Genomic DNA, 17600 nt, shown 5'->3' with positions numbered 1-17600 from the left:
GTACATTTAAAAAAAACAAAAAAAACGCTGTAAATGAATAATTTACGGCGTTTTTTTTTGTTTGTATCAAAAGTCAAAACAAACCAAATAATCCTATATATTTCTCGCTTGTTTAAAATAATTTTTATTAAACTATTAAATCTATCGATTTAATATACTATTATTGTCTCGACAGTTATTTCTACAGATAAATAGCATTAAAACAACTTTTTTATACCCGATATTTTAATTCAAAAATGCCAGATCAAAAACCAAAACAAACCGCTCTTGGTGATGTAGCCGCCAGGCAGTTAGCCGTTGCAACCCGTACCGTACCGCAACTATCAACCATTACGCCCCGTTGGCTTACACACCTGCTAAACTGGATTCCTGTTGAATCGGGTGTATATCGCTTAAACAAGGTGGTAGATGCCAACAATGTAGAGGTAGACTGCTCCAATCGTGATGAACGGGAATTACCTTCAACATTTGTTGATTATGAGGAAAATCCACGCGAGTACAATTTAAGCGCTGTAAATACGGTATTAGATGTACACACCCGTGTATCTGACCTGTACAGTAAGCCTTACAACCAGATAAGTGAACAGTTACGCCTCACCATCGAGATTGTAAAAGAAAGGCAGGAAAGCGAGCTCATCAATAATACCGAATACGGCTTGTTAAGCAGCGTAGCTGCATCGCAAAAAATTAAAACAAGACTGGGGCCCCCTACCCCAGACGACCTGGACGAACTGATTACCAAGGTTTGGAAAGAGCCGGGTTTCTTTCTGCTGCACCCTTTGGCCATAGCCGCTTTCGGTCGCGAGTGTACCCGCCGTGGTGTACCGCCGCCAACCGTTTCTTTGTTTGGTTCGCAGTTTATTACGTGGCGAGGAATTCCGCTTATTCCGTCAGACAAGTTGCCTATCGTTAATAACAAATCAAAAATCATTCTTTTGCGCACGGGTGAGAGCCGCCAGGGTGTTGTAGGCCTGTTTCAGCCTGGCTTACCGGGCGAGCAATCTCCGGGTTTATCCGTACGGTTCATGGGCATCAATAACAAGGCCATAGCCTCATACCTGGTTTCGCTTTATTGCTCGTTGGCTGTATTGGTTGATGATGCTATAGCTGTTTTGGAGGATGTTGATTTAGGTAACTACCATGAGTACAAATATTAATACGGATAACTTGCCCAACTTGCAGGAATTAGAGCAACTGGCCAATCAGTTCTTTAAATCCGGGCCGGGCGGCGTTGTAAACCAATTACCAGTTCAGCAAGTGCCCGAGGCTTTTCCCTTGCCGGGTGCTATTGCTGATACCGGGTCATTTACGTCGACGCAACATCCTGCGGCATCTGCCCCTTCAAGTACAATTGGGGGCGGTGGTATTTCGCCATCTGCCATCAATCAAAATAACGCCGTTAATCTTAAAGATCCGCAAACCAGTTTTGCCGATCCTAATTTGAATACCCATCCCGCACCATCAACGCCTGTACAAAACAGCGCTCCTGCCGGGTTTGGAGGACAATTGCCTACACAACCGGGGGTTGGTTACGACTCTTACCTGGTTAAAACAGATCTTATACCTGACGTACCGTTGAAACAAACCTTCCAGGTTGAGCAACTTTCACCTGCACCAGAAGGCCTGGTCCAGCTGCCCTATCAGCAGGACCAGGCCTTTGATATCGATCTGAAAAAAATATTGGGCGAAATCCGTACTTCAGGCCCTTCAAATGGTTTGCCGTTTACCGGTGCACCTGCCGCTGCGGAAATCCCTTTTTATTTTTTATCTGATAATCATGGCTTGCCTGCGGTTAAACCGGGGTCGGAAAAAGTTAAACCTACAGGCCTTAGCAATATCATCAGCCCTCCCTTTGATGTAAATATGGTGAGGCGCGATTTCCCGATATTACAGGAACAGGTGAATGGTAAACAATTAGTATGGCTGGATAATGCCGCGACAACGCAAAAGCCCCGGCAGGTAATTGACCGCATTAGCTATTTTTACGAGCACGAAAACTCCAACATCCACCGCGCAGCACATGAACTGGCAGCAAAGGCTACCGATGCCTATGAAGGCGCACGCAAAAAAGTCCAGAAGTTTTTAAATGCCCGTTCCATCAATGAAATCATATTTGTTCGCGGAGCCACGGAAGCCATTAACCTGGTAGCCAAAAGCTGGGGCGAACAATATTTGAACGCCGGTGATGAGATTATTGTAAGCCACCTGGAACACCACGCCAATATTGTTCCGTGGCAGCAACTGGCAGCCAAAAAGGGTTTAAAAATCAGAGTTATACCTGTTGATGACGACGGGCAGATACTCATTGATGAATATGTAAAACTCCTTGGGCCAAAAACCAAACTGGTTTCTTTTACCCAGGTATCAAACGCTTTGGGTACAGTTACGCCGGCCGCGCAAATTGTGCACCTGGCGCATTTGGCAGGCGCTAAAGTATTGGTTGATGGCGCCCAGTCGGTATCGCACATGCCGGTTGACGTACAGGCATTAAATGCCGATTGGTTTGTTTTCTCGGGCCATAAGGTATTTGGGCCTACGGGCATTGGTGTACTATATGGTAAAGAGGATTTGTTAAATGAAACCCAACCGTGGCAAGGCGGTGGCAATATGATTAAGGATGTAACTTTTGAGTACACCCAATACCATGATGCCCCAGGGCGCTTTGAGGCCGGAACCGGTAATATTGCCGATGCCGTGGGCCTTGGTGCAGCAATTGATTATGTTACCCGTTTGGGTATGCCACTGATAGCGCAATATGAGCACTACCTGTTGGTTTATGCAACCCAGCTATTAAAAGAAGTAAAAGGAATACGCCTGATAGGTACCGCGCCCGATAAAGCCAGTGTTTTATCATTTGTATTGGACGGCTACAAAACCGAAGAAGTAGGCGCGGCCTTAAACCAGCAGGGTATTGCTGTACGCTCTGGTCACCACTGTGCCCAGCCCATATTGCGGCGGTTTGGTGTAGAAGCGACAGTTAGGCCCTCGCTGGCATTTTATAATACCTGTGCCGAAATTGATTTGCTGATAAATACCCTCCACAGTCTTAAAAGATAAACCGGCCCATGAAAGACGATAAATTTGACGGCTTTATAAAAACGCTTTATGAAACCCATAAAGCCGAATGGGAGGCTACGCCAAAGATCAGAGCTTGTGTTGGTTGGCTGTCTGATCTTTTTGAGTTTCTGTTTCCAAATAACCATGCCAACAAGCTATCGATATACGGTGGTCATTTAAAAAAGAACCAGATAGACCTGGAGAATATCCTGTTAAGCTACCTTGATCCGAAGGATATTGATATTGAGGAAGCCGTTATTTCATTTTACGATTCGCTGAACGAAATTTACCAGGACCTAAGAAAGGACGCATCCATGATCTACGAAAAGGATCCTGCGGCCACCAGCGTGCATGAGGTAATTGTATCCTATCCCGGCTTCTACGCAATAGCGGTTTACCGTATTGCACACCAGCTTACCCGGTTGGGCATACCCATTTTACCCCGGATATTGTCTGAGCACGCGCATGGCAAAACAGGTGTTGATATTCATCCCAAAGCACAAATTGATACGCCTTTTTGTATCGATCACGGCACTGGGATAGTTATAGGCGCAACCAGTATCATCGGCAAACATGTAACCATATATCAGGGCGTAACCTTAGGGGCGGCACAGGTAAGCAAGGAACTATCCGAAACAAAACGGCACCCTACAGTTGAGGATAACGTGGTTATTTACGCCCGCAGCACCATTTTAGGCGGCCGCACTGTAATTGGCCATAACAGCGTAATTGGAGGCAGCGTGTTCCTGACAAAAAGCGTCCAGCCCTTTTCGCATGTTTTTAATACCCATCAATTACGAATTGAGGTAAAAGAAAACCTGCAATAATTTTTTTAAACATGGTTTCTAAACTTAACTCATCAGAAATAATTCATTTCCTGCTTATTCTTTTAATCATCCTGATACCTGCAAGGCTGTTAGGCGAATTGTGCCGCAGGTATAAATTACCGGCCATAATCGGTGAAATTTTCGCAGGGATCATTGTTGGTCCTACCCTTCTGGGGTTGTTGTTTCCATCTGTTTTTAAAGATATCTTCCTGGCTACCCCGCATGCTTTCGAAGCTTTTGACGGCATCGCCAACATCGGCATCATCTTACTGATGTTTATTGCCGGCTTTGAAGTGGATCTGAAACAGATACGCCAGAATGGGAAACAGGCTATCAGCATCAGCCTTACCGGTATCATATTCCCTTTTGCCATTGGTTTTGCGTCGGTATGGTACCTGTACCAAAGTCATTTTGCCAACGGCTTTAATAACCAGCTGGTCACGTCCCTGTTTTTCGGAACGGCGTTGTCCATCACCGCGCTGTCGGTAATTACCAAAATATTGCTCGACCTGGATATCCTGAACACCCGTATAGGCAACATTGTATTAACAGCTGCTATGGTTGATGATTTCCTGGGCTGGATCTTATTCTCTGTCATCATTCAGCTGATGAATGTGGGCAAAGGCGAAGCATCATTCTGGTCGGTAAGTATTGTGGTGCTGTACGCCGTTTTTATGTTAACAGGTGGCCGATGGCTCATCCACAAACTATTAACATTTGCGGGTAAAGGCGAAAAACCTGGCCGTGTGCTTACTATGGCCGTTTGCCTTTGTTTAATCAGCGCCTGTATTACCGAGGGCCTTGGGGTGCGCGGCATATTTGGCGCCTTCCTGGTTGGTGTTGGCATTAACGATTCCAAATATTTTACCGAGAAGCATAAGCATGTATTACACCAGTTTACCATCAACGTACTGGCTCCTCTCTTTTTTGCCTCAGTTGGCTTAAGGCTTAATTTTATAGCCAATTTTAACCTCGAAGTAGTGGTTATTATCTTAATTATTGCCTGCCTGGCCAAATTGCTTGGCGCAGGTATTGGTAGTGCAATGAGCGGCATGAGCAAGAATGAATCTATAGCCGTAGCCTTCGGCATGAATGCCCGGGGATCGCAGGAAATTGTGCTGGGGTTATTGGCTTTGCAAGCGAAAATTATAAGCGAACCTGTATTTGAAGGCCTGGTTGTGATGACGGTGGTTACCATGATCATCTCCGGGCCAATCATGAAACATTACTTTTTGAAGGAGCAAAGGCTACAGTTAGTTAAACAGCCTGACCATCCCCCAAGCTTCACAACATCTTCTTAAAAGCCCGCAAATCGATGTGATATGCAGGCTTTTATATTTAGTAGGCTGTATTAAGCCATGGTGTATTCCCCCGGTCTTCAGGAAAAACGCATCTGATTGGGTTAACATAACTTAACACATTTCGAATAAAATATTTATAAATATTTGATAATCAATATATTGTATTTTATCATGATTAACACTAAACTGATCGCACAATTTAGGCGCATCCAAATACTTGTGCCTGTTGTTGGCCAATACAAATCCCTTCGGTAGCCGGATCATTTAACCAGGATCAGCCAATAAAAACAAGGCGTTGTTTGATGCTTATATCGCTCATTCCATTAGCTATTTAGATGCGTTCGCCCTGCCGGGTTAGTAAGAAGCCAGGCTACAGCACTAAAGATTTGCTATTTTACTCCAGTCAACAACACCCACTTTTGCTGCCCATTGAAGATACTCGTCCTTAAGCTGATTGACTAATGCCGGATATTTATCCGCTAAATTATTTATTTCAGAACGATCCGCATTTAGGTCATATAACTCCCAGGGCTGTCCCGGTTCGGCCACTAATTTCCATTTGCCTTTCCTTATGGCCCTGCTGCCTTCGTGCTCCCAAAACAGTGTTTTATTACCGGTGAAAGGTTTGCGTTTAAATGCATCAACCAAACTAACACCAGCCGGCGGCGTTAACTGCCTGTTTTTAAATTGAGCCGGATATTTTACACCTGCCAGATCAAGACAAGTGGGCATCAGATCTATCAGGTGACCGGGACTATCATTGGTACTACCTGCCCTGATGTGCCCCGGATACCAGGCTATGAGTGGTGTTGCTATACCCCCTTCGTGCGTATTTCGTTTAAACAGTTTAAACGGCGTATTACTTACATTGGCCCAGGGTATCTCATAACTATCTATAGAGTTTACCGAGCCGGGTACACCAGATTTTTGGATAACCGTTGATAAACTTTTTACTTCATCGGCGCTGCCGCCGTTGTCTGAGGCGAAAAGGATGATGGTGTTTTTATCCTTTCCCAACTGCTTCAATTTAGTCATAATTTCGCCGATACAGGCATCCATCCGGTAAACCATGGCTGCGTAAATGGCCATGCGGGTGTCCCATTTATCTTTTTCTTCAGGAGACAAAGAGTCCCAGGCCGGTGCACGCTTATCACGTGCAGATAATTGCCATTGTTTTTTAATGATACCCGCTGCCAATTGTTTTTCGTAGCGCTGCTTTCGCAACACATCCCAGCCTTTAAGGTACTGGCCCTTATATTTTGCAATATCCTGGGGCATGGCCTGGATAGGCCAGTGCGGGGCATTGTAGGCTACGTACATGAAGAAAGGTTTTTGCTGCGCTTTGATCTCATCTAAAGATTTGATAGCAAAATCTGTAATGGCCTGCGTAAGATATTTTGAAGTGTCGTTCCTGGTTACTTCTTTATCATTGAGCATAAAAGTAATCTTGCTGCCATCGTTATACAGCGGCGCCGAATTAAAGTAGCTGCTGCCGTTGTTCAACATGGTAAACGACCTATCGAACCCCCGATTATACGCCAATGCGGATTGTTGCAAACCTACATGCCATTTTCCCGAGACTATGGTATTATAACCGCCTTCATCTTTTAGCAACTCGGCAATAGTGGCGCTGTTTTCATTTAAAAATCCCTGGTATGCGGGCGAGCCTTTGTATTTTATCATATCGCCAACGCCTGCCTGGTGTGGGTACAAACCGGTTAACAGTGCCGCGCGCGACGGGCAGCACCGGCCGGCATTATAAAACTGGGTCATTTTAAGGCCTTCGCGAGCCAGCCTGTCGATATTTGGCGTGCTGATTTCGGAACCAAAACAGCCGATATCAGAAAAGCCCATATCGTCGGCCAAAATGATGACGATATTGGGCTTTTGTTTAGGGGCCTGCCCAAATGCAGGCCCCATATACAATATAGTGAGAAGTAAGCAGCAGATTCGTTTTAGCATAGCTTTGCCTTATTTACCATTGGCAGCCAGGCCTGTTTTCGCCTGTTCGGCAACGGCGGCTATTTGGGTGGTTGATGAAAAGCCCTGCTTTTTCCAAACTTCCTTTCCGTTTTTATACAGTACCAATGTTGGCAGCACGTTTACTTTTAACTCTTTGGCAAGGGCGGTGTTGTCATAAACTTCAATACTGATTACCTTGGGTGTAAAGGCAGCGTTGGCTTTCAATGAATCGAGAACCGGCACAAGTTTTTTGCAGGCGCCGCAATACCTCGATCCAAAATCAACCAAAACCAATGGCGACGAAGCGGCCAATTCGGTAAACTGGGCACTGGAAAGCGACACGCCTTTTTTTGTTGTTGAAATGATAGGGTAACCCGAGCCAATCCAGTTGGCCAACCCGCCGGGAAGCTCTTCTACATCTTTAAAGCCTTTGGCCCGCAACTCGCGCGAGAGCACAGCACTGCGGCCATTGGCTATCGAATAAACAAATGTTGGTTTAGCCTTATCCAGCCCGTCAAGTTTTTGCTGATAGTCGGCAGCTTTGGCATCAACATTTGTAGCGCCTTTAATGTGGTTTTGCGCAAACTCCTCGACAGCACGGGCATCAAGTACCTGAGGATCTTTAGTCTGCTTCAATTTAGCCGCAAAAGCCTCCAGCGATAACAAAGCAGGCGATTGCGCTTTTACCTCGCCGGTAAAAATTACCAGCAGGGCCAGTAAAATAGTTTTTAAGTTTTTCATGATGTTAATTTTTAAATGCTATCATTTTAATTGTTGTTCTCAAGGTGATGGATCCTTTTGTTGTTAATATCATCCCTATCGATAAATGGATACACGTGGTTCTTCTTAGCTTCGGCATCAAACAAATCTTTCAGCTCCTTTAGCTTTTCCGGGTATTTCTTAGCCAGGTCAACACGTTCGTTAAAATCTTCGTTCAGGTTATACAGTTTCCAAACGTCTTTATCATAATTACGCTCGGGGATAGTTTTCTCTTTCGGAAAGTTTATCAGGTCTACATTATCGGGGCGGTGCGCAGCCTCGGCCTTCCAGCCATCTTTATAGATAGACCTTGAAGTAAAAATGTAATAGTACTGTTGGGTATGCAACGATTTTGCCTGGGCGTTATTAAACGAGCTAAACAGCGATTTGCCTTGCAAAGTATCCTGTTTAATGCCCTTGATATAACCGGGGAGTTTTAAACCGGCAGCTTCGATAGTAGTAGGGAAAATATCCGAAACATGCCCGTATTGCGTACGGATACCACCCTTTTCGGTGATTCCCTTTGGATAGTAAACAATCAGCGGGTTGTGGGTTCCTCCCTCGGCATCAGCATCCGATTTCCAGTATTTAAATGGCGTGTTAGCTGCTTGTGCCCAACCCAACGGATAATTTGTTGAAGCTTCGGGTGTACCGATAGTTTCGTAATCGCTTTCGTTCTTTTTAATATAATCAGCCTCGGGAGTAGTAAGGGCGGAGTTTTTAGGGTTGATAACACCATGAACAGTTCCTTCCTTACTTGCACCGTTATCGCCTATCATCACAAAAACCAATGTATTATCAAACTGGCCCGATGCTTTCAGGTAGCTGATAACCCGGCCAACCTGGTTGTCGATATAGGTAAGGTACCCCGCATAAACTTCCATAAAACGGGCATACAGTTTCTTTTGATCGGCCGGCAGGCTGTTCCAGGCCTGGATGCGCTCGTTACGTTCGGGCAGTTTGGCATAAGCGGGGATATAGCCTGCTTTTTTCTGGTTGTCAAAAACCCGTTGACGGTATACGTCCCAACCCTCATCAAATTTGCCTTTGTAAAGGTCGCTCCATTCATGGCTTACCTGGTGCGGTGCATGTGTGGCGCCAGGGGCGTAATACAAAAAGAAAGGCTGATCGGGCGCGGCTTTATGCGCGGCATCGATATAAGCGATGGCTTTGTCGGTAATCTGCTCGTTCAGGTTACGGCCATCCGGTTTAATGTGGAAGTTATCCTCTACCAAATGCGGCGGGTTATACTGGTCTGTTGCCGATTCCAGGAAACCAAAATGATGGTCAAAACCTTTACCCGTAGGCCAGCGGTCAAACGGGCCAACTGCCGTGGTATCCTCATCGGGAGTTATCCCCCATTTACCCACCGCGAAAGTGCTGTACCCGTTGGCGCGAAGTGCTTCGGCAATGGTGCCTTTATCAGCAGGGATACGGCCATCATAACCGGGGAAACCAGCCGCTGTAGAGGCGTGTGCAAAGTTACCCATGTGTACATAATGATGATTGCGCCCGGTAAGTAATGACGACCGTGTTGGCGCGCAGATACCAGCCGTGTGGAAATTGGTATACCGCAGGCCGTTATTGGCCAGCGTATCAAAATTTGGTGTGCTGATAAGGCCGCCGAAAGTACCGGATGCACCAAAACCAACGTCATCCAGCAATATCCAAACAATATTGGGTGCGCCTTTTGGGGCTTTGAGGGGTTTGTTCCACCATTCTTTTGATTCGGCAAGCGTTTTTCCCTCCACGCCTTTGTAGGTGGAAGGGTCAATAGGTGCTATGTTTTGCGGCGTTACTGGGACCTGAGGCAACTGCGCAAAAGCAGGCACGCTAAACACAACAGCTATGGCCGATAGGGCTATAATTCGATGATAGGCGTATTTCATAATCGTACGATTTAGTTTTACTTTTTGTAATTTTTGTGGATGCGCTGGTGGTAAACATCGTACCAGTCGATAAACGGATACAGGTTGTTCTTTTTAGCCTGCTGGTCAAAAACCGCTTTAAGTTCCTTTAGCTTTTCAGGGTATTTTTTTGCCAGGTCAATGCGTTCGTTAAAATCCTGGTTCAGGTTGTATAGTTCCCATACATCTTCGTCGAAGCTTTTATCGGGCACGTTCTGGCCCACTTTAAAATCGCCCAGCTCTACATTGTCCGGGTGGTGTGCCGCCTCTGCTTTCCAGCCATCGCTGTAAACCGACCGTGAGCCAAAAATGTAATAGTGCTGCAAAACATGGCGTGTGGGCGCTTCGGGATGATCAAAGGAATATACCAGCGATGTGCCCTGCAAGGTATCCTGTTTAATACCCCTGATATATTCCGGTAGTTTGATACCTGTAAACTCCAGCGTGGTAGGCAGCACATCAATCACATGGCCATATTGAGTACGGATAGTCCCTTTATCTTTAATGCCTTTTGGATAATACACAATAAGCGGATTGCGTGTGCCGCCTTCTGAGTTGGCGTCCTGTTTCCAGTATTTAAATGGTGTATTAGCGGCCTGTGCCCAGCCCAGGGGATAATTGGTAGTGGCCTGCGGCGTGCCTATATCGGTAATATCCTCAATGTTGGTTTTCAGGTAAGTATCTTCCGCAACCAGTTTGGCCGAGTTCTTTTTAGGATTGATAACACCGTGAACCGTACCTTCTTTACTGGCCCCGTTATCGCCAATGATTACAAATACCAGGGTATTATCCAACTGACCGCTTTGTTTTAAGTGATTAATAAGCCGGCCAACCTCATGATCGGTGTAGGTAAGGTATCCGGCGTAAACTTCCATGAAACGGGCATACAGCTTTTTCTCGGCTGCAGGCAATGAGTTCCAGGCCGGGATGCGTGGGTTGCGCTCGGGCAGTTTGGCATAAGCCGGGATAATACCTAATTGCTTTTGCCTGGCGATAACTTTTTCCCTAAAATCGTCCCAGCCGCTATCAAATTGGCCCTTATATAAGTCGCTCCATTCGGTAGCTACTTGGTGCGGCGAATGGGTGGCACCCGGGGCATAGTATAAAAAGAACGGCTTATCGGGCGCTGCTTTATGCTGGCGGCTTAAGTAAAATATGGCCTTATCGGTTATCTGGTCATTAAGATGGCGGCCATCCGGTGTTACATGGGCGTTATCTTCTACCAAATCGGGCTTGTACTGATCGGTAGCCGATCCTAAAAATCCGAAGAAATGATCAAAACCTTTACCTGTAGGCCAACGGTCAAATGGGCCTGCATCGGTAGCGTCCTCATCAGGCGTAAGCCCGTATTTGCCTACTGCAAAAGTATTGTAGCCATTCTCGCGTAATATTTCGGCAATGGTTCCCTTGTCTGAGGGGATACGACCATCATAACCCGGGAAACCGGCTGACAGGGTTATGTGGGAAAAACCGCCCTCATGAACATAATGGTGGTTGCGGCCGGTAAGCAAAGCCGACCGTGTTGGCGCGCAAATACCAGCCGTATGAAAGTTGGTATAACGCAGTCCATTACTGGCCAGCGTATCAAAATTGGGGGTTTTAATGATGCCGCCAAAGGTGCTTGTTGCACCAAAGCCAACATCATCTAAAATAATCCACAGTACGTTTGGGGCGCCGGCGGGTGCTTTATGAGGCTCGGGCCACCACTCCTTTGAATCATCAAGCGTTTTGCCCACCACGCCGCCATAAGGTTGATTATTTTGGGCCTTTGCACTTTGCAACCCAATTAAACCAATGACCATTATAGCAGGCCATATCTTTTTATAGTAACCGGTTTTGGAATGCTCCGGTAGTTTTTGAATGAATTTGTTTAATATCTTCATGATATGGTTATGTTATGGTTTAAATTGAGCCTGTTGGGCAGGGAAGCCAACCTTTGTTAAGCTATCAATGGCGCCAATATTGTAGCCCAAACTATACCCCAGCGTTGCCAGGGAATCTGCGGCTCTGCCGCTGCGGTTACCAGAATGGCAATACAGGTATATGTGCTTTGTTTTGTCTAACTTTTTGACCTGATCGGCAAAATCAGCACCCTTGATATTGATATTGGCCGCATACTTTAAATGCTCCTTGTTATATTCATCCGGGGTGCGTACATCTACCAGGTAGGCTTTACCCTGCTCTACCTCGACAAGCAGTTTTTTACTTATTTCGGGTGTTACTATAATTTTAGCCGATTTTTTTTGCACGTAAGTTTGAGCCTGTATCCCTGTAACCGCCAGGAGCAGCAGAATAATGATGTTTAGTTTTTTCATAGTATTAATTTGATCTTGATATTATTCGGCATAGCTGGAGCGAAGTTTTACGCCCCAGCGACCGTTTTCTTTAGTTAATATGTACAATGATTCATATTGCCCTATCAGGCTGCCATCGGCCCGGAAGCGCGAAAACCGGGTATCCACATGCACCTTATCGGCCGATGCCTGCACAATGTTGCGATGGTCCCATTGGCTATGGTCCCAGCCTGCCTTTTGCAGCTCGCCAAAAACTTTGGCTGAGTCGCGTAAGCCGGCTTTCTCTAACACCGACATTTTTCCACCGGCCAAGCGGTAATGCGGAAACTGGTAGGTGGCCTCCCAACCCTTCAAATCTTTGGCATTAAAGGTGGCCATATACTCATCAAGCACCTGCAGCACGGCAGCACTAACCCTTGGGTCGATGCCGTGCGAGCCGCTTTCGATAGGACCGGACTGCGAGAATGCCCGGCCCGCAAAGCCTGTCAGCATCAAAAGGATAACGGTTACTTTTTTCATCGCTATTGTTTTATTGCCAGCCAGGGTTTTGGGTGAGTTTACCGTTGCTATTGTCTATTTCCTGCTGCGGTATCGGGAACAGGTAAAATTTACCCGCTGCGCCCTTGGTTACATTGGTTTTGCCAACTTTAAGCAAGCTTGCCTCCAAAATGCCCTTACCCGATGCATCCCGCTCGCGGATCAAATCAAACCAGCGTTGGTATTCAAATACAAATTCCAGTCTTCGTTCTAAATAAACCGCATCCCGGAAAGATGCCTGATCGAGCTCCGAAAGATCATCAAGGCCGGCACGTTTGCGTACCCGGTTAATTGAGGCGTAAGCTTTAGCCGTTGGCCCGTTCAGTTCATTCTCAGCCTCGGCATGAATCAACAACACCTCCGAAAAACGGATAATAGGCACATTAGCCCCCGATTCGGCTTCGTTGGCAACCACGTTTGGATCAAAGTATTTATTGAAAAAAGGGATTGAATCCTTAGCGATGGTAGCGTCATTCAGCTTACCATAATACAGGTTGGTTGTAGGGCTTTGAAAACGTGTTACAAAGCTTACCCGCTTGCGTTTATCATTGGCCGGATACAGTTTATAGATGCTAAAAAACTTATCTACGCCATTTGGTTTGGTGGCGTCAGGTACCGAATAAAATACCACCTGGTCGGCATAACTGCCTACAATGCCGGGTATGCCGTTCAGCACAGACCGCGGTGCCTGATTATTGCCCTGCCCTTGCGAGTTTGATTTAAACTGGGCCGAGAAAATGTGTTCTTTACCGTTTTTGCTTCCGGGCAAAAATACATCGGCATAATTGGCAAACAAATCGTATCCATATGGGCCGCTGATCACGGCTTCGGCCTGGGTTACGGCCTTGTCCCATTTACGCTCGGTAAGGTAAACTTTGGCCAGCAATGAATAAGCTGCGCCTGCAGTGGCCCTGCCAACATCGGCACCGGTATAGCTATTCGGCAAATCAACAGCGGCGGCAGTCAAATCGGCCTCTATCTGGCTATAAACTGTGGCGGCAGGTGTTCTTGCAACCTGCAGATCAGACAGGTTGATAGACGTTTGATCATGAAGTACCAAAGGCACATCGCCATACAAACGCACCAGGTTAAAGTAATACAATGCCCTTAAAAACTTTGCTTCGGCAACAAGCCTTTTGTTGAGCGCAGCATCAAATTTGATATGCGGTATGGTGTCAATGGCAATATTGGCCTTTTTAATACCCGCGTAATGCTGTTGCCAAATTTGCAAAACACGCAAACCCGATGCCGAATGCCCAAGTACAGCCTGCGAACGTACATCGGCATTTGTAGCGCCAGGACCGGGTCCTTCGTCATCGGCCATAAAATTCATACCGGTATTAAAAAGGGTATTATATGGCGTTTGTACACCATTTGCACCGGCATTTAACAACGAATAAGCAGCTGTAACCGTAGCCACGGCATCGGCCTGGGTTTTATAAAACTGGTTTGCCGGTATAAATGACCGGGGATCTTCATTAAGCTTGGCGCATGAAACGGCACCAAACGCTATCAGTAAGATCAGGTATTTAATATTTTTAGTTTTCATTTTTTAAAATCAAAAGTTAACTGCTACAGGGTAATCCCTATACCTACAATAAACGACTTGTTGTTTGGATACGCCCCGTTATCGACACCCGAAGTAATGGCCGACTGCTCATTACTGCTCACTTCCGGGTCGTAGCCGGTATACTTAGTCCAGGTAGCCAGGTTTTGCGCGTTTGCGTAGATCCTGATTTTCTTGATTGGCGATTTGGAAAGTACCGATTGCGGGAAAGTATATCCTAAACTGAGGCTTTTAAGGCGCAGGTATGAACCATTCTCCACAAACCTGTCAGATATGGTTGCCGCGGGGTCCTGGAAAGCGCTATGCACATCGGTATTGGTGTTTGTTGGTGTCCAGCGGTTAAGTAAAGTGGTGGTGGCGTTGGTATAACCAGTGCCCAGTTCCAATACATTACGTTGCTGATTATAAATTTTATTACCGTATGAGCCTTGCAGGAATACGCTCAGGTCGATGCCTTTATAGGAAAATGTATTGGTAATACCTCCTATAAATTTAGGTTGCGCGTTACCAATAATCACCCTATCGGCCACCTGTGTTATTTTGCCATCTCCGTTGATATCCTGGTAGTTTTGGGCTCCGGGAGCTGTGTTGGCCGCCGGGGTAAGTACCGGCCCGCCCGCCTGGATTAAACCATTGGTTTTGTAGCCGATGAATGAACCAATAGGCTGGCCAACCTTAATGATAGACGGCAGGGACGAATCTGGAATGAACTGGTTAACGCCGTTGCCGCCAAGGCTTAATACTTTATTCCGGTTAACGGCAAATACCACGTTGGTATTCCATACAAAACCGCCGGTTAGGTTATGGGAGTTTATGCCTATCTCGAACCCTTTATTTTGCACCGAGCCTACATTTTCATACTGTTGCGGGTTAGTGATTGAAGTATTGGTGATGACGGTTAAACCACTTGTTGCAGGCAGCGGCAGGTAAAGCAACAGGTTGGTAGTTTTTTTGTAGTACACATCGGCAGTTATGCTAATGCGGTCTTTAAACAGGCCCAGATCGAAACCAAAATCATATTGAGCCGTTTTTTCCCAGGTTAAGTTGGGATTATATTGGCTGTTTGGCGCAAACCCGGCAACAGTAGTATTGCCAAAGTTGTAGCGATAGTAACCCAATTGCGAATATGACTGGTATGCCGGGATATCGCTGTTGCCGGTTTGCCCGGCGCTCAGGCGTAGCTTTAACTGGCTGATGGCGGTCACGTTTTTAAGAAAATCTTCGCTCGACGCATTCCAGGCCACAGCTGCCGAAGGGAAGGACGCCCATTGATGACCTGGCGCAAATTTTGACGAACCATCGGCACGCAAGGTGAGCGTTAACAGGTATTTGCTGTTAAACCCGTAATTCACCCTGCCCAGGTATGATTTTAAGGCCCATATATTTGACGATGTAGAAGGCGCTATGGCAAAGCCGCTTCCGGATATCGAAGTAATACTACCCGAACCAAGGTTGTTATAAGTATCATAATCGCTAACAAAACCCGATGCGCCGTTGATAGAACCTTCGGCCTTGAATTGCTGCTGCGTAAAACCAGCCAGCACGTTTAAGGAGTGCTTACCAAATTTTTTATTATAGGTAAGCGTGTTCTCGTTAAGCCAGTTGAAGGAGTTAAGCGTACCTGTTTCGCCAAGGCCCGAATATCCGGAACCTTCATATACTGATGCAGGCAGGTAACGGTTTTGTTTATTGTCGATAATATCTATACCTGCCAACACCCTTGCGGTAAGATTTTCGGTAATCTTATAATCGCCTGCTATATTGCCTAAAATACGGCTTGTGGTAGTGGTGTTAATTTGGTTATACAGCGTATTGATAGGGTTGCCGTAAGTACCTTCAAATACATTTTTGATAAAAAAAGATCCATCGGTATTATAAATGGGCGTTGTAGGGGTCATCAGCAAAATAGCAGGTACCACACCGGCGGGCGCTACCTGGGCTGTAGTGCGGCTACCTGTTATAAATGACGAGATCTTAAAATTATCATTATAGTCGTGCTCAACATTTACACGGCCGGCATATCGCTCAAAGTTGGTACTTTGTAAAATACCGTCCTGTTTAAAATAGTTGCCAGAAAAGGCCAGGCGGGTTCTTTCGGTACCCGACAGTATTGAAAGGCTATGGTTTTGCGAGTTCCCTTTGCGGAAAGCAGCGTCCTGCCAATCTGTATTGGCATTGTAAGGATTAAGCTGCGCCTCGGTCTGCGTGGTTTTCCCGGTGTTGGTCAGTGCATCGTTACGCAAAGCCTCCCATTGCGGTGTGTTAAGCAGGGATAAGGTTTTTACCACTTCCTGCCTGCCGTAGCTGCCATCGTAGTTAATGGATGATACACCGGCCTTACCTTTTTTTGTGGTGATGATGATAACACCATTTGCACCCCTTGTACCATAAATAGCCGTAGCCGAAGCATCCTTTAAAACCTCGATGCTTTCAATATCAGAGGTATTGATAGATGCCAACGGGTTGATTTTAGGGCCATTGGTTACGCCCGCGTCGGTTAATGAATTACTGTTTGATGTTGGGAAACCATCTATTACATACAAAGGCTCGGCAACGGCATTAATGGAGTTTACACCACGCACCTGCACGGTAACGCCGGCACCGGGCTGCCCGGTAGCCTGCGTAACCTGTATGCCCGAAACGGCACCCTGCAAAGCCCTGTCGAGCGAGGGAACGGGTTGCTTTAAGGCCAGGGCCGGTACCGAAGCTACCGAACCGGTAATATCCTTGCGCTTTTGTGAGCCATACCCCACCACAACTACCTGGTTTAACTGGGTTTGGGCATCTTTCAGTTGTATTTCTACCGGGCTGCCATCGGCAATAAACTCCTGTTTTTCGTAACCGGTAAAAGTAATAATGAGTTTGTAAGGGAATTTTTGCCCGGTTACAAAGCTAAATTTACCTTCAATGTCGGTTGCTACTGCGTGGGTGGTGCCTTCGATACGTACCACCGCACCTGGCAGGGGTTCTTTGGTAGCACCATCAATAACACGGCCAACCAGTCTGGAGTTTATTATTGGCTCCGTTTGCTGTGCAAAGGTTAACAGCGGGGCCACAATTAGTACTAAGAGCGCGATTATTAAAGTTTTTTTCATGTCGACAGGCTTTTAAGAGATGAAAAACCGGACGACTGGGTAACCGCATAAAACGAGATGTATGAGTGCTGTTGACGAAAAACGTGGTCAACTACCTGCAGCATAAAAGATGCCGCGGGCCGGGGAGAAGGCAACGTATAGCCTTTCCCTGCTTTCGCAATATTTTGCATAAATTTGAATAGTTAAAATGACACAATTGAAACAGGCTCAACGCCAATCGATCCCTGTTTGGTTGTTTTAATGACTGGGGAAAGGCTTTGCTTTTCCCCTATTTGCTTAAGTAATAGTTCTATT

13 protein-coding genes are annotated in these 17600 nt (G+C 46.2%); 4 read left to right on the top strand and 9 right to left on the bottom strand.

Going from position 1 to position 17600, the window contains the following annotated elements:
• Positions 1-236 precede the first annotated feature (236 nt).
• From AC1RM2_RS19030 to AC1RM2_RS19015, 4 genes are read left to right on the top strand one after another with little or no spacing between them, the layout of a single operon-like run.
• Positions 237-1157, top strand: coding sequence for a family 2A encapsulin nanocompartment shell protein (locus AC1RM2_RS19030; protein WP_147053594.1), 921 nt, complete (start codon positions 237-239; stop codon positions 1155-1157).
• The gene (locus AC1RM2_RS19025) at positions 1141-3057 is read left to right on the top strand and encodes a family 2A encapsulin nanocompartment cargo protein cysteine desulfurase (protein WP_492986748.1); all 1917 of its coding nucleotides are present in this window, start codon (positions 1141-1143) and stop codon (positions 3055-3057) included. The genes AC1RM2_RS19030 and AC1RM2_RS19025 overlap by 17 nt, the downstream gene beginning before the upstream one ends.
• An 8-nt stretch (positions 3058-3065) precedes the next feature.
• On the top strand, positions 3066-3884 hold the full coding sequence (locus tag AC1RM2_RS19020; protein WP_492986747.1) for a serine acetyltransferase domain-containing protein: 819 nt from the start codon (positions 3066-3068) through the stop codon (positions 3882-3884).
• A gap of 11 nt (positions 3885-3895) precedes the next feature.
• The gene (locus tag AC1RM2_RS19015) at positions 3896-5185 is read left to right on the top strand and encodes a cation:proton antiporter (protein WP_492986746.1); all 1290 of its coding nucleotides are present in this window, start codon (positions 3896-3898) and stop codon (positions 5183-5185) included.
• 378 nt (positions 5186-5563) lie between these two features.
• On the opposite strand, the gene AC1RM2_RS19010 is transcribed toward AC1RM2_RS19015, so the two are convergent.
• From AC1RM2_RS19010 to AC1RM2_RS18970, 9 genes are all read right to left on the bottom strand, one after another.
• Positions 5564-7105: an arylsulfatase gene (locus tag AC1RM2_RS19010; protein WP_492986745.1), complete on the bottom strand. Its 1542-nt coding sequence runs from the start codon at positions 7103-7105 to the stop codon at positions 5564-5566.
• Positions 7106-7156: 51 nt separating this feature from the next.
• The gene (locus tag AC1RM2_RS19005; RefSeq protein ID WP_492986744.1) at positions 7157-7888 is read right to left on the bottom strand and encodes a thioredoxin domain-containing protein; all 732 of its coding nucleotides are present in this window, start codon (positions 7886-7888) and stop codon (positions 7157-7159) included.
• 26 nt (positions 7889-7914) lie between these two features.
• Positions 7915-9795, bottom strand: a complete 1881-nt coding sequence (locus tag AC1RM2_RS19000) for an arylsulfatase (protein WP_492986743.1) — start codon at positions 9793-9795, stop codon at positions 7915-7917.
• Between the two features lie 17 nt (positions 9796-9812).
• Positions 9813-11615, bottom strand: a complete 1803-nt coding sequence (locus AC1RM2_RS18995; protein ID WP_492988260.1) for an arylsulfatase — start codon at positions 11613-11615, stop codon at positions 9813-9815.
• A 93-nt stretch (positions 11616-11708) separates the two neighbouring features.
• A complete protein-coding gene (locus AC1RM2_RS18990) occupies positions 11709-12128 on the bottom strand; it encodes a rhodanese-like domain-containing protein (protein ID WP_492986742.1) in 420 nt (139 codons plus the stop codon).
• A gap of 21 nt (positions 12129-12149) precedes the next feature.
• On the bottom strand, positions 12150-12626 hold the full coding sequence (locus AC1RM2_RS18985) for a DUF6841 family protein (protein ID WP_492986741.1): 477 nt from the start codon (positions 12624-12626) through the stop codon (positions 12150-12152).
• Positions 12627-12636: 10 nt separating this feature from the next.
• The gene (locus AC1RM2_RS18980; protein ID WP_492986740.1) at positions 12637-14193 is read right to left on the bottom strand and encodes a RagB/SusD family nutrient uptake outer membrane protein; all 1557 of its coding nucleotides are present in this window, start codon (positions 14191-14193) and stop codon (positions 12637-12639) included.
• Between the two features lie 23 nt (positions 14194-14216).
• Positions 14217-17306: a SusC/RagA family TonB-linked outer membrane protein gene (locus tag AC1RM2_RS18975; RefSeq protein WP_492986739.1), complete on the bottom strand. Its 3090-nt coding sequence runs from the start codon at positions 17304-17306 to the stop codon at positions 14217-14219.
• The gene (locus AC1RM2_RS18970) at positions 17303-17476 is read right to left on the bottom strand and encodes a hypothetical protein (protein WP_492986738.1); all 174 of its coding nucleotides are present in this window, start codon (positions 17474-17476) and stop codon (positions 17303-17305) included. Before AC1RM2_RS18970 ends, AC1RM2_RS18975 begins: the two co-directional genes overlap by 4 nt.
• Between the last annotated feature and the right edge of the window lie 124 nt (positions 17477-17600).

Source organism: Mucilaginibacter sp. GW822-FHT03E02, assembly GCF_058801545.1.
The sequence above is the reverse complement of the archived record's forward strand: the minus strand, read 5'-3'. Positions and strand labels throughout refer to the sequence as shown.

Coding starts and splice junctions, on each gene's coding strand:
- AC1RM2_RS19030 (WP_147053594.1), top strand. CDS start 237: ATGCCAGATCAAAAACCAAAACAAACCGCTCTTGGTGATGTAGCCGCC.
- AC1RM2_RS19025 (WP_492986748.1), top strand. CDS start 1,141: ATGAGTACAAATATTAATACGGATAACTTGCCCAACTTGCAGGAATTA.
- AC1RM2_RS19020 (WP_492986747.1), top strand. CDS start 3,066: ATGAAAGACGATAAATTTGACGGCTTTATAAAAACGCTTTATGAAACC.
- AC1RM2_RS19015 (WP_492986746.1), top strand. CDS start 3,896: ATGGTTTCTAAACTTAACTCATCAGAAATAATTCATTTCCTGCTTATT.
- AC1RM2_RS19010 (WP_492986745.1), bottom strand. CDS start 7,105: ATGGGGCCTGCATTTGGGCAGGCCCCTAAACAAAAGCCCAATATCGTC.
- AC1RM2_RS19005 (WP_492986744.1), bottom strand. CDS start 7,888: ATGAAAAACTTAAAAACTATTTTACTGGCCCTGCTGGTAATTTTTACC.
- AC1RM2_RS19000 (WP_492986743.1), bottom strand. CDS start 9,795: ATGAAATACGCCTATCATCGAATTATAGCCCTATCGGCCATAGCTGTT.
- AC1RM2_RS18995 (WP_492988260.1), bottom strand. CDS start 11,615: ATGGTCATTGGTTTAATTGGGTTGCAAAGTGCAAAGGCCCAAAATAAT.
- AC1RM2_RS18990 (WP_492986742.1), bottom strand. CDS start 12,128: ATGAAAAAACTAAACATCATTATTCTGCTGCTCCTGGCGGTTACAGGG.
- AC1RM2_RS18985 (WP_492986741.1), bottom strand. CDS start 12,626: ATGAAAAAAGTAACCGTTATCCTTTTGATGCTGACAGGCTTTGCGGGC.
- AC1RM2_RS18980 (WP_492986740.1), bottom strand. CDS start 14,193: ATGAAAACTAAAAATATTAAATACCTGATCTTACTGATAGCGTTTGGT.
- AC1RM2_RS18975 (WP_492986739.1), bottom strand. CDS start 17,306: ATGAAAAAAACTTTAATAATCGCGCTCTTAGTACTAATTGTGGCCCCG.
- AC1RM2_RS18970 (WP_492986738.1), bottom strand. CDS start 17,476: ATGCAAAATATTGCGAAAGCAGGGAAAGGCTATACGTTGCCTTCTCCC.